This is a genomic window from Moorena sp. SIO4E2 (genome assembly GCF_010671945.1).
In the GTDB taxonomy this organism is placed as follows: Bacteria; Cyanobacteriota; Cyanobacteriia; order Cyanobacteriales; family Coleofasciculaceae; genus Moorena; species Moorena producens.
The window spans coordinates 1-12,931 of the sequence record NZ_JAAHIE010000176.1 but is presented as its reverse complement, the minus strand read 5'-3'; the positions used below and the strand labels follow the sequence as shown (position 1 = coordinate 12,931).

The window sequence follows — 12,931 nt, the reverse complement described above, 5'->3', positions numbered from 1 at the left end:
GACCCAAGGCCGGGGAACCCGGCCTTGGGTCGCGCCTTCAGGTCGCACCGCAAATCTTTGATTGGTTTGCAGGGAATTGACATGGTGAGCATTGACTACTGCCTGAAAAGATGAAAAAATAAAGGCTGTGAGCAGGAGGTTTATAGATGCTGTTAAAGTCAACCACTCGTCATGTCCGAATCTATACAGCAGAGGTAAAAAACAACGAACTAGTCGGGAGTGATAACGTTCTCACCTTAGACATTGACCCCGATAACGAATTCAATTGGAATGAAGACGCTCTACAGCAGGTTTACCGGAAGTTCGATGAGTTGGTTGAATCCTACAGCGGATTTGATTTAACCGAATACAACCTCCGTCGTATCGGTTCTGACCTAGAACACCTTGTGCGATCGCTTTTGCAAAATGGACAAATTAGCTACAATACGGAAAGCCGAGTGATTAATTACAGTATGGGATTGCCCCAAGTAGAACCTGAGAATTAGGCAGTAGGAGATAGGCTGACAAGCTACTTTCAAACCAAGTCACGACGGGAGCGAATAACTCAAGCGCCTGTCTGCCTTCATCCCCGGCCAAACTGTAGCTGGTTTACCAAAAAAATTGGGTTTAAAGCCCCGTCCTTATAGGAGACGAAACCTTAGATAGTGGAGCCTTATTACAAAAGACCGTTACCTTTTACGCATAACCTGCCGACTATAAAGGCTCCACTATCTTACGGTAACTTCAACGGACGGCTTTTTTTAGATATGCCTTGACAGTTTTCGTCTAGCACGTTAAGATAAATAAAAACATAATAAAAAAAACGATTAGTACTTTAGATAAACATAATCTTAAAATAAGTAGACAATGTAAAAAACCTGTTTTGAGATAATCATGTTGCATAATCAAATCTAGCGATTTGGAAGTCTATGAAAATCAAGATTAAAAAACATTGTTTGTCTAAATTTATTAAATAATTTAGGTACGGTGGGGTTAGAAGTTACCGTAATCAGAGGGTCGCCTTTAAGGGTTACAGGCTATGCATAAAAGAGGTGCGACCCGTGGCGAATTTAATTCGCCGACGGAAAGCGCACCTTTGGTTAAAACTTTTTTATTAAGGCGACCCTCTGATCAGGTTTCGTCTCCGGCACACCGAAACCTAGGTCATAGACTAAATACGCTTGGGTCGAGGAGACCTCTATTTTTCCTGGCTCCGGCCTGGTTAAACAAGTCACCTCGTTGTTCGCGTAGCGTGGCCAAAGGCCAAGCAAGAATCCCCGTCCTTCCAGGGCGGGGAGTGTCAATTGACGTTCTCATGCTTTTAATCAATCCCTTGCTTAGTGCAAAGAAGTAAGTCGTGGTAGCTTAAAAGACTAATCTTGTCTACAGAAAAAAAATTTAATCCTTGGAGTTATAAGCCTTGGTGGTGCCAACCCTGGTCAATCCTATTGACCGGAGGGGGCATCATCTTGAGTATCTGGGTAGTTTTCAAAACCCTCTGGATAACACTACTCGTTGCTATGCCAATTCTGCTTTGGTGGACGTACTTTTTGCTGATCTGGCCTGAGCTAATCAAGATTAGTGCTATGAGTGAGGGGAACCGGTCAATATTGCGCAATGATTAATACATAAAATTAATACATAAAACTTAATGGTTACCTTCCCCATAGACCATAGGGTAATCATTGCTGCCTAGAATGTTTCAGGGGAATTCATTCACTATTGACGTAAATCATTAACCAGCCCTTAAGTCAAGCGCTACAATCTGTAATCAATGGGCTGATTTTGGCACTTCCTTTGTTGGCACATAACTCCTTCAAAGAAAGCTGTGCTAATGTTAACCCGGTTCCATCAGGCTATCTTTAGCAGCAAAGAGTTTCATGGACAATCCGGCGGCAACGCTCCACTGCCCAAACCATCAATGTCAGGCTCCCAATCCCCAGACCAACAAGTTCTGCCAAAAATGTCGTACGCCGCTGCTCAGACGATACTTGTGGGCTATTGGGTCAGGCATAAAAGCCGCTCAACCGGGAGAAGTTATTGCTAAGCGCTACCTCCTGATTCATTCTCGTGTTCTTTTAGATACTCAACCAGCGGTACCGCCAGAGACCCCACTAGAGATTCCTCAAACCATAACCCCATACTTGAGACTGGTTTCCTATGGATTACACCTGCCTCAAGTGTATGGTCTGCTAACACCTCAGCCAAGGCATAACAAAGAGATTTGGTTACTCGAAGGAGTACCAATTCAGGCAACAGGGAACATTAATACTCAAGGACAACTGTCACCAGAACTCACTAGCGTCTGGAAAGATGCCTCACCAGTACGCCAACTCAACTGGCTGCAGCAATGGGCTTCACTGTGGCAACCTTTGAGCCGAGAAGGGGTAGCGTCTAGCTTACTGAAATCCGACCTGGTGCGGGTGGAAGGAGCCTTGCTAAGGTTGTTGGAATTGCAGCCTGATCAAACGCCAGCACCAACCTTAAAACAGCTGGGTCAGCTGTGGTCACAACTGCTTGAGGGGGCTTCCCCTGTTATTAGTGAGTTTTGCCAACAACTCTGTTCCCAGCTTACAAAAGGACAGATACAGACATCAGAGCAGCTGTTAGCATTACTGGCGAAAGGGTTGTTTGAATGCCGGTCATGGCAATCGAGAACCTATAAGACTCTCACTCGTACCGATACCGGTCCCGGTCGTAGCCACAATGAAGACGCTTGCTACCCTCCTAGTGGTAAGCTAATTAGCTCTTCAAGAGGTAAGGAAGCTTTGGCAATGGTTTGCGATGGCATTGGTGGACAAGCAGGTGGTGAAATTGCCTCCCAACTGGCGATTGACACTCTCCGACAACAGCTCAAACAACTGCCAGCTAAACTGAAGGTGTGGCACCCAACCACTCTAACCCTGGAATTGGAAAAAGCTGTCTGTGCTGCCAATGACTCCATTAGCCAACGCAATGATCATGAGAACCGATTTGATCGGCAGCGTATGGGAACAACCTTGGTCATGGCTAGAACCCATGCCCATGAAATATACATTACCCATGTCGGGGATAGCAGAATCTATTGGGTGAGTCGCCATGGTTGTCACCAAGTTACTCTAGATGATGATTTAGCGTCTCGAGAAGTGCGGCTTGGATATACCCTTTACCGACATGCTCTACAACAACCAACATCTGGTGCGCTAGTGCAAGCTTTAGGGATGGGTTCATCAACCACACTGCACCCGACTGTACAGCGCTTGGTGTTGGATGAAGATTGTTTGTTTCTGCTGTGTTCTGATGGTCTTAGTGACAATGACCGAGTCGAGCAGTACTGGGAAACTGAAATACTGCCTATTCTCGACGGTCAAATTGATTTGAAGAAAGCAGCAGAACGAATCATTGAGCTTGCTAATACCAAAAACGGGCACGACAATGTCACGGTGGCGTTGATTTACTGTCAAGTCACACCAAGCCAGCCTTCCTTGCCAATCCAACTATCACCGCCACGGATAGAATCCCTTCCCACTCTCGAGACCAACAAGACTCTAATGTTAAACGTTAAGAGTGATCAGCAACCCGCTTCTACTGATGAACAAAAAACAGCGTTGCTCACACTTAACCTCATGGAAGAGGGGGACGCCTCTGGTGACCAAAATCCTAATTATTCAGCTTCAACCTTTCCTGAGAAGACTGGGAGACTTTTGTTGGGCATATTCGTGCTGTTGGTGTTAGGGGGGGTAGTCGTTTATCTGTTGAGTCCAGTGTTGAGTCCAAAGGCGAGTGGACAGATAAATCGCTTCCTGAGTGGGGTTTTTAGTCTCGGTAAGGGGCAACAAATAACCCGTTCTAAAACCCCTACACAGATTCCAGTAACTAAAGCTCCTCCAGAACAAACCCCTGACTCCGGGACCGACCCTAAGCCAGCTGCCTTAATTAAAAACCAAGATATTATTAGAACAGTGGGTCCTGTACAACTTTTGGTTAAACCTGAAAAGCAATCAATCCTTGGGAGATTTACTGCTGGTAGTGTTTTGCAGGTGATTGCCAGAAAAAGGTATCCTCAGGAAGAGACTTGGTGGATTAGATTAAGAGTTTGCTCACCTGGAACCAACAAAACTGATATTCCATCGGATATTCCATCGGATCAAATGGCTAGCCCTCCCAAAGTTGGCTCATCCTCAGTACCGTTAAACTCTAAGCAGACTAAACCCTCTGCTACCTTGGTGTCACAGGGACAGGAAGGGTGGATAAGAGAAAAGGATATTTTACCTATGATGGATCGTAATTTTACACCAACCTCTTCCCAAACGAGTCAATGTCAGAAAAAGACGCCTCCGTCTAGTTCCCCTAGACCTACTCAATCTCCCTAAGTCTCCAGAAAGTAGTGATTAGCTTATCGCTTTTAAGTTAATGCTCACCAAAGCTTTCTGACTAACCACTCAACTCCTCAACTAAGAACTGGAAACTAATGATGTCCTACTAATGACCAATGCCTCATTATTGATAGCGCCAATACCACCCAAGACTCGATAGAGTGATCAAAACATCGGTATATTCCCTATAATGATGAACCTTTAATGTCTGGTATCGAAAATCCTTGCCTCAGTTTAGCGATCGCTCGTCTATCTGCCGCTGGCAGAGAAAACTTGGCTATCTGGGTGCTGAAAGCTCCTTACCCAGGGGGAATGGTTCATCATGATTCTACTTGGTCTGAATACATGACTCAGTCCTGGCTGGCTTGGCAGGAAATGTTTTCCCCATTTTCAAACCATGTGCCGATTAGTGGTCATCACAACCAGTATCCCACCACTTTGCCCTCAGAGAATCAAAACGGTGCTAAAGGTCCGGAGATTAGCTACAGTGGTCGTTTGATGCAAGGTTTGGGCATTGACCTCTGGCAGTGGCTGTTTCAAGGCTCAATTCGCAATGCCCTCGAACGAAGTCAAGGCATTGCCTTGGGACAAAATAAACCCCTTCGCCTGCGCTTGGAAGTCCGCGCTCCAGATTTCATTCCCCTCCCCTGGGAAATTATGCAACCCATGGCGGGTAAACAGGCAATTTCCCTTTCTCAGCAAATCCTGTTTAGCCGCACAACTAGTGATGTAGACGCCCTCGAACCCCTGCGCTCCCACCAGGCTCTCAATATTTTGTTAGTTCTAGGAGAGAAGGTTCAAAAATTAAATGGTTCGACTACCAATTTGGATCTCGAAAAAGAAGCGGCTACCTTGGTAAATGCCCTTCAAGCTGGTAGAGCCGCTCAAACTTCTAGGAACCAATCGGTTCCACCAGTTACCTGCAACGTCTCAAAACTCATACAACCGACACCAGCTGAACTGATTAAAGCACTGGAAACCGGTGCCTATAACATCCTATTCTATGCTGGTCATGGTGAAAGCGCACCAGACGGAGGTTTGCTATTTTTACGCTCGGATGCGAAAATTAGTGGTACGGAATTGGCTCAGGTTCTGGTCCGCACCCAGGTTGCCTTAGCTGTATTCAATGCCTGTTGGAGTGCCAAACCTGACCAAGTGAATTCCCAAACCATTCCCCGTAGTAGTTTAGCTGAGGTGCTCATTCACCACGGTGTTCCAGCAGTTTTGGGGATGCGGGACTCCATTGCTGACCAAGAAGCCGTGAGTTTTATTAAAGCATTCGCCCAAGCCTTGGCGGAGCGGATGCCCATAGACCATGCTGTAGCTGTAGCGAGACAGCACCTGTTGACCCTTTACAAGTTTAACCAACCAGCCTGGACCTTGCCTATCCTTTATATGCATCCTCAGTTTGAAGGGGAGTTAATCCAACCGGTGGGAGAAGGAATTACAGAACTGCCCACCATCACCTCAAGCTGGGTTGAAAGTCCGCCCCCAACGGCATCTTTGCGTTCAATTGGAAAAACCGATCATGTCTGGCCGATTCGAGGTGGATTGATGCGAGTGGGACGCCTACAATCTCACAACGATTTGGTGATTCCCGAAGTTTGTGTTAGTAAGCAACATGCTGAAATTATCTGCCGTGATGCTTTCACTGACCAAGGCTCGGATCCAACTTACTTCTTGAGGGATTTTTCTCGTAATGGGACGAGAATATTAATCGATAATGGTTGGAAAACTGTTCATCATCAGGAAGTTAAGCTAAGGTCTGGTATTCAGCTTAAGTTTGGTGGTCCTCGTGGTCAGATCTTTGAGTTTATTATTGACTCCCCAGAATCTTGAGTCGGACTATCCTCCTGCCGAGGATAAAGTGCAGCTTATGCTGTTAACTATGCTGTTACCAATGGAAGTTTCACAAGGATACTGGTTAGAGTCAAATGGCAACTAGTGGCTGTCTACCTAAAGTCTTCTCTAAATAGCTAACTAATATCACACATAAGTTTAGTTGGAAAGTGCTGTTGCCATGGCAATTAAACACGCGCTGAGAAGTTCAGATTATTTTTTCAGCTGTTGCGGAACTTCCTCAAAAATTGATGTAGCTATTTTATGTCAGGTTTCATCTACTAACCCAAACAGGAGGGGCATTATGAACAGCCAAGCTATTCAATATCAAGAACATCAACAATCAGATTTTGAGGATACTTCGGTTCAAATCCAAGAAGAACTACTAGAATTACTATTACAGCCAGAAGAGGAGTTTTATCCTTGGGATCCAACTCATCCAGAAGCAGAAGCTTATTTTGCTGAGCTAGAAGGAGGTTTTTCCCTCGACGAAATCCAAGATCATCAGGAAATTGCTCAGGCTTCTGTTGCCTTTTTTGAGCGACTAAATCAGTGTTGGGAATTACCGCTCGAATCCACCATCGAATCCACCATCGAATCCACCATCGAATCCACCATTGACTCGTTGAAGGCAGCTTTAGCTAACGGATGTGCTTCTTGCATGCCTACCGAATGGCTAGAAGCGATCGCTTCTAGAGCCCAAGAGGTTGTTGACAAGAACTTGTCCTTAGCAGAGCAACTTGTGCTTTGTGTCAAGCCATTGTTACAAAACTGGACAGAAGACGATCTATTGGTTTTAGCTCGTCCGTGGGCTTACGCCATGCGCAGTAGCTCAGACTCCATGAATGTCAGCCCTTCAGTTAAATCTGAACAGTGGCACTCTTTGTCTTCTATCCAACAAGTCCGCCTAAGCCTAGAAGTAGCCCATTCGGCTCTGATCGAACTAAACAATCACACTAGTAACTAATCATCTCACTAATCATCTCACTAATCATCGTAATTAATTAGTATCGTAATTAGTTATTAGCGTAATTAGTGATTAGTCATTACCACCAAGCTGGGTTTGAACCGAAAAACCGTTTTCTGGTTCTGTCTTTGCCTACATTAATTATAATCCGGACATGATAGTTATCCCAAGTTGCATTGATATGTAGCACCATTACCTCCCATCTGCTCATGTGTGGTTTCTACCATCTACCTAATCCAGAATGCACTTTTATAGCGGTTTTCAGGTTTTTATTCCGATGGAATACAGCCGGTGATTGCACTCGGAATTTACCAGAGACTAACGTGTATTCTACTGAGCTGGAAACCGCTATAAATTTTTAATCTACTCAAAGGTAGTGCAACGTTTTAATTACATCAATATATTGCTTATTGCAATCAATAAACTAAAAAAAAATCTGACATTGACACAATACTACAGGGAGCTGGGTAACAGTGGTAGTAATAGCGTGACAAAATAATACACCAAAGGGGCAGTGAACACATAGCTGTCTGTTCGGTCTAAAATGCCACCATGACCAGGAATTAATTGCCCGGAATCCTTTACACCAGCATCCCGTTTCATTAAGGACTCAGTTAAGTCTCCTAAGAGGCTAGCTACACCAATCATTACTCCGAACATCGTGCCACTCAACTGCCAGCACGGCCAATTCAGATACCAAGCTCCTGCGATTCCTACAGCAATACTACTGACAAGGCCAAATATAGCGCCTTCCACAGTTTTTTTAGGACTGATCATAGAAAGGCGAGTGCGACCAAAAAATTTGCCGAAGGTGTAAGCTCCGATATCTGCTGCCCAAATACAGCTGAATGCTAGGAGAGTTGTACTTAACCCAGCAGGTATGTGACTTAGATTAATCGAAAAATTAGACCAGTATTCACTCCCGGGTAGGTTCGTAGCAGCGACTGTAGCATCTCTAGCTAGGGAGGAGGTTTCAGTTAAACCCACTCGCAGACGGACCCAATAGCCGGGCAGATAACCACCATAGAGTAAACCCAATATGGAAGCCCCAATATCCGCAATGGTTGCTATCTTGGGTTGGAAGAGTAAGTAAAAACAAATAAATGTTCCAGCAATGGGAAACACCGCATCAGCCAGGGTTGGTGAAATGGTAGCTGTAATTAGTAGTAGCTGAGACACAAACATGGTGCTTTTGGTTGCTGGCACCATGCCTTTTGCTTTGACTAGTTGAAAAAGTTCTAACTGACCTAAATAGACAATGACACAGAAGCCGATGGTAAAATACCATCCCCCAAGTAGGATCATCCCCATTGCCAGGGCGATCGCAACTATTCCACTAAAAATCCGTAACCAGGGCATATGACGTTTTTTTTTGACACTCCTGTTCTGACAGAAGAACAGGTTATTTATCTTATTATTGTTAATTTTGTTCCCTGAATGGGTCTATTCCTTACTCTAACTTCTCTCCACTAAGAATAAAAATGGGGTTAACTGCTGCAAATGTTTGATAATTCCCCCGTGTCTCTAGGCGGTTGACGGCTGACTGAACCACTTCGATATTGCGAGCCTGTAACTCTGCTAAGCCTTCTGATATGGAATAGAGTCCTTCTAGATTGTTGGTGGTTGCGACTATCCTCCCTGGAGATTGTAGGTAGGGCCAGACTTCTTTGAGTAAAGTTTTGATTGGTCGTCCTCCTTCAAGGCAAACTCGGTGGGGTTTCAATGGTAGATCTTTGAGACATTCTGGGGCGTTACCTTCGATCACTTCTACGTTGGTGACATTAAAGCGATCGCAATTGTGTCGAATCAGGTTGGCTACTTCTTCATCCCGTTCTACGGCAATAATCTCACTTTTGGGACACAGTAGTCCAATTTCTACAGGAATGGTACCGGTTCCAGCACCGATGTCCCACAACCGGTCTTGGCTTCCTAGTCGTAGGGCAGAAATGATCAGCAGTCTGACTTCTCGCTTACTTAAGGGAATACCGGGTAGGCGTTCAAAGAGGTGATCTGGGATTCCAGGAGTAATGTACGGCCAAATTGGGGATGACATTTGTGGTATTTAGGTTTCGGGGTATTTTTTTTCCTGTAGTTATTTTGATTTATTAAACTAACCACTTCAGGTAGAGAACACACAAAGAGTATTATAAATATGGCTGTTCGGTACCTGTTAGGCTAATTTTTTAAGTTTAATCGACTAAAACGATTACTGTGTCTAGTTTTGATAGTTTGATAATTTATTTTTTATCCTAAATAGGAGCTCAAGTTTATAACAACTTAGCATCCCTTTGTAGGGAATAACCATAACTATTTACGAAGATTATAGCCTTGATCATACTTATGAGGTACATTCAATTTTATTACCTCTTTATTAAGGGGGTAAACCCCCAATACCTCTCTGCATCGCTACTCCCTACTCCCTACTCCCTACTCCCTACTCCCGACTCCCTACTCCCATTAAGCCAGCAATCTCATTAGTCAATAATAACTTTTATGGTTTGGAGGCTGGGGTCGCTACAACCGGTAATTTGACCACCTAAGGTTAGGATTTTTTGGAGGTATTCAATAGTAGTTGATTTGATTTGTTCTCCTGGCATTAGGGCTGGTATTCCTGGTGGATAGGGACAGATTAATTCCGCACTGATCCGGTTTATGGTTTCGGTTACGGGTAGGGTTTCGGTGGGAGCAAAGAAAGCTTCACGGGGGGAGAGTAAGGATTGCAGGTTGCCAGTTGCAGGTTGTAGGTTACAGAAGGCAGGTTGCTCGGTGGAGGAATTGCCGTTATTTTGGGCAAGTTTGGTGAAAGCTTGTACAAGTTGCTGAATATCCCTTTGGGTATTGCCTAGGCTAATGATAAAGGTTAAGTGGTGAAGTGTGGGTAACTCCGCTGTGACACCAAGCTGTTGATGAATAATTTCATCGGCTTCAAATCCGCTTAATCCTAATTCGGTCACTCTTACGGTTAAGCGAGTTGGGTCTAGGGCTTGGAATCTTGGGGGTTTTATTGGTTCTAAAACTGATAATCGAGGAATTTTGCTGATTTTACTTCTGGCATCCTGGGCTAGCTGCAAGGTACGACTCATGAGTCGTTCTCCATGGAGTGCCATTTGTTGTCGTGCAGCATCTAGGGAAGCAAGTAGTAAGTAACTGGGGCTGGTGGATTGAACTAGCTGTAATGCTTTACTCAACCGCTGAGCATCAATGCGATTGCCCTGAATGTGCAACATCGATGCCTGAGTCATGGCACCGATTACTTTATGAGTTGATTGTACGGTTAAATCGGCTCCGGCTGATAGGGCATCGATGGGTAAATCGGGATGGAAGGCAAAGTGAGGTCCATGGGCTTCATCCACTAGTAGGGGAATATTATGTTGGTGAACTATTTTAGCGATCGCTTTTATGTCACCACAGATTCCTTGATAGGTTGGATAGACCATCATCACCGCTTTGGTGTCCGGATCCTCAGTCAGGGCTTGGTTAACTGCAGTTGGGGTGATGCTATAAACTACGTCAGTTGATGGGTCGTACTCGGGGTTAATAAAGATCGGGATAGCACCACACAAGACTAATCCTGCGATCGCGGATTGGTGGATATTGCGCGGTAATAGGATTTTCTCCCCGGTATAGCAGGTGGCTACTATAGCAGCCATCACCCCACAGGTGGAACCGTTGACCAAGAACCAAGTTTTGTTAGCACCAAAGGCTGCTGCTGCTAGGTCTTGGGCTTCTTGGATTACCCCTTCTGGAGCAAAAAGATTATCTAACTCCGGTAATTCTGGCAAATCAGCCCGAAATACTGATTTTCCCAGCAAATCAGCTAATGGCTCAGGTATTCCGTTGCCTTGTTTGTGTCCTGGTGCATAAAAGGCAGCATGGGGCTTCTGGGCTGATGCCCGCAGAGCGTCTAATAAAGGTGTCTTGTCCTGAGAAGGTGGTCGATTGTTCACAAATTTTTCCCAATGGCTCTAGCTTATCGAAAATTGAGCCAATTATGAACCTCTGTGAGGGGAGCAGGGATTCAAAACCAGTATACTAGGGGAATCGCAAAAACCTATATCCTTGATCAGACTATAAAGGAATTGGTCAGTTAATGATCTAAACTATTACTGACTCACTAGCTTTTTAAATTCCGTTTATTGCTAGTAACGAAAAATCAACTAAAGCGTCCATACACTGCTAGATACTGGCTTGGATCAATTGGTTACTGATCGATAACCAGGATATCGATAATTTTTAATTTATATCATGTCCGGAAGTCCGGATAACTGATAGCTTAGACGTTTCAGATCACTTTAAAATCAGAGATAGTCTCTATCCACACCCTTGCGCCACAATGTAAGGGATTATCAGGACGATACATTACTCTACATGGTCCATTGACTTCCACGGTATGACCATAAGTGTTTTTAGACCCTCGTTTTACGGTAATCACAGGGTTGCGCTCTCCGGTCTTGAGATTTTGGCGAATCACTTTCTGGTTAACGTGAATCACCGCAGGAGTGTAATTTGTACGCTTTGACCAGTTCCGCTTTGGTCCGCGAGTGCCGGGAGTGACCACTGGCATGCCATCAAACAGAGGAATCACCCAAGTTCTACCCACTTTATAGGCTCCTTTGACTCTGCCTTTGCCCAGAAGGTAACGGACGCGACTGGCGGAAACACCTAGTAAATTGGCGGCTTGTGCGGTGGAAATCATCATGAAGGCTTAACCATTGCGTTTACGATATTTTTTATAATAGCATAATTTTATTGATAATGCAAGGGTTAATAAAAACTATTGCACTGTAGCAATGTAAAATACTATGAGTGCTGTAAATAAATAGGGTAAGTGCTGTAAATAGGGTAAGTGTGGGGAGGTGGGAAGAAAGTGCTAGGTATGAATGGAACTTGAGTACAGAAAAACTATTGTACTGTAGCAATAGATTGAGTTAGTGGTTGTTCAAGGCTTGATACTGATGACTGATATAGGAAAAATGCTTACCCTCGCACTATCTTGTTGGTAAATCGAACTTGGAGACATAAGAACTATTGCACTGTCACCATCAATTCGGTCAGTGGATGATCTTACCTTGATACTGATTACTGCTATTCCAAAAATGAGATTGATGACCCTATCAAGTTGGTAAATCCAACTTTGGGAAATAATAACTATTGCACTGTCGCAATCGACTGATTCCGTAGGTGATCAAACCTTGGTCTGTTCGACTCAAGTGAAAAAAAAATACTAATTAAAGTAGGGTGGGCAAAGCCATCTCATCATTAATACTCATTGGAACCAAACTGTTTTTGCCCACTAATTAAAGTAGGGTGGGCAAAGCCATCTAATTATTAATACTCATTGGAACCAAACTGTTTTTGCCCACCCGACAAGTAAGACAAATACCAATTAAAGTAGGGTGGGCAAAGTAATCTCATCATTAATACTCATTGGAACCAAACTATTTTTGCCCACCCGACAAGTAAGACAAATACCAATTAAAGTAGGGTGGGCAAAGTAATCTCATCATTAATACTCATTGGAACCAAACTATTTTTGCCCACCCGACAAGCTTGCTGCTTACTCTTCCCCCGATTCTAAATTCTAAATTCTACTTGGTGGTGCGTTACGGTGCGGGCTATCCCAATACTGGCGCTCGGTGTTGAACATCAGGGCGAGCCCGCCCCGATGCTGCTGGCGAAATATTGCTTAACAAAAAAATGAGTAAAAGCATTGACGATATGGTAAGAGTTGGGACCTAAAAGGAGAAAGAGAAATGCTTGATGTCAAGCCCATCGGTGCCAGTGTTCCAGA

General features: G+C 44.4%; 12 protein-coding genes. 6 read left to right on the top strand and 6 right to left on the bottom strand.

Annotated elements, in window-relative coordinates; genetic code table 11:
• Positions 1-146 precede the first annotated feature (146 nt).
• Positions 147-485: an NAD(P)H-quinone oxidoreductase subunit M gene (locus F6K37_RS18550; RefSeq protein ID WP_071102827.1), complete on the top strand. Its 339-nt coding sequence runs from the start codon at positions 147-149 to the stop codon at positions 483-485.
• 658 nt (positions 486-1,143) lie between these two features.
• Here the strand turns inward: F6K37_RS18550 and F6K37_RS18545 are convergent.
• Positions 1,144-1,296, bottom strand: a complete 153-nt coding sequence (locus F6K37_RS18545) for a hypothetical protein (RefSeq protein WP_154659805.1) — start codon at positions 1,294-1,296, stop codon at positions 1,144-1,146.
• A gap of 62 nt (positions 1,297-1,358) precedes the next feature.
• On the opposite strand from F6K37_RS18545, the gene F6K37_RS18540 reads away from it, so the two are divergent.
• The 4 genes from F6K37_RS18540 (at position 1,359) to F6K37_RS18525 (ending at position 7,140) form a co-directional block, all read left to right on the top strand.
• Positions 1,359-1,604 carry a DUF6737 family protein gene (locus F6K37_RS18540; RefSeq protein ID WP_008184881.1) on the top strand — a complete coding sequence of 82 codons (246 nt, stop codon included), beginning with the start codon at positions 1,359-1,361 and terminating at the stop codon, positions 1,602-1,604.
• A gap of 255 nt (positions 1,605-1,859) precedes the next feature.
• Positions 1,860-4,331, top strand: a complete 2,472-nt coding sequence (locus F6K37_RS18535) for a PP2C family protein-serine/threonine phosphatase (protein WP_048815254.1) — start codon at positions 1,860-1,862, stop codon at positions 4,329-4,331.
• Between the two features lie 207 nt (positions 4,332-4,538).
• A complete protein-coding gene (locus F6K37_RS18530; RefSeq protein WP_008184885.1) occupies positions 4,539-6,173 on the top strand; it encodes a CHAT domain-containing protein in 1,635 nt (544 codons plus the stop codon).
• Between the two features lie 304 nt (positions 6,174-6,477).
• Complete coding sequence (locus F6K37_RS18525; protein WP_008184887.1) at positions 6,478-7,140, top strand: hypothetical protein; 663 nt, start codon at positions 6,478-6,480, stop codon at positions 7,138-7,140.
• A gap of 79 nt (positions 7,141-7,219) precedes the next feature.
• Here F6K37_RS18525 and F6K37_RS18520 read toward each other — a convergent pair whose 3' ends face one another.
• The 3 genes from F6K37_RS18520 to cbiT form a co-directional block, all read right to left on the bottom strand.
• Positions 7,220-7,351, bottom strand: a complete 132-nt coding sequence (locus F6K37_RS18520; RefSeq protein WP_267872041.1) for a hypothetical protein — start codon at positions 7,349-7,351, stop codon at positions 7,220-7,222.
• A gap of 242 nt (positions 7,352-7,593) precedes the next feature.
• Positions 7,594-8,499, bottom strand: a complete 906-nt coding sequence (locus F6K37_RS18515) for a phosphatidate cytidylyltransferase (RefSeq protein ID WP_008184889.1) — start codon at positions 8,497-8,499, stop codon at positions 7,594-7,596.
• Between the two features lie 91 nt (positions 8,500-8,590).
• Entirely contained in the window at positions 8,591-9,193 is a 603-nt protein-coding gene (gene cbiT / locus F6K37_RS18510) for a precorrin-6Y C5,15-methyltransferase subunit CbiT (protein ID WP_008184891.1), read from the bottom strand.
• Positions 9,194-9,480: 287 nt separating this feature from the next.
• Here cbiT and F6K37_RS18505 point away from each other — a divergent pair, with 287 nt between their 5' ends.
• Positions 9,481-9,618, top strand: a complete 138-nt coding sequence (locus tag F6K37_RS18505; RefSeq protein ID WP_287251517.1) for a hypothetical protein — start codon at positions 9,481-9,483, stop codon at positions 9,616-9,618.
• On the opposite strand, the gene F6K37_RS18500 is transcribed toward F6K37_RS18505, so the two are convergent.
• Both F6K37_RS18500 and F6K37_RS18495 read right to left on the bottom strand, forming a co-directional pair.
• Positions 9,615-11,087 carry an aminotransferase class I/II-fold pyridoxal phosphate-dependent enzyme gene (locus tag F6K37_RS18500; protein ID WP_287251516.1) on the bottom strand — a complete coding sequence of 491 codons (1,473 nt, stop codon included), beginning with the start codon at positions 11,085-11,087 and terminating at the stop codon, positions 9,615-9,617. The two genes, F6K37_RS18505 and F6K37_RS18500, sit on opposite strands and share 4 nt — an antisense overlap.
• A 335-nt stretch (positions 11,088-11,422) precedes the next feature.
• Positions 11,423-11,839, bottom strand: coding sequence for a helix-turn-helix domain-containing protein (locus F6K37_RS18495; RefSeq protein ID WP_008184895.1), 417 nt, complete (start codon positions 11,837-11,839; stop codon positions 11,423-11,425).
• Positions 11,840-12,931 lie beyond the last annotated feature (1,092 nt).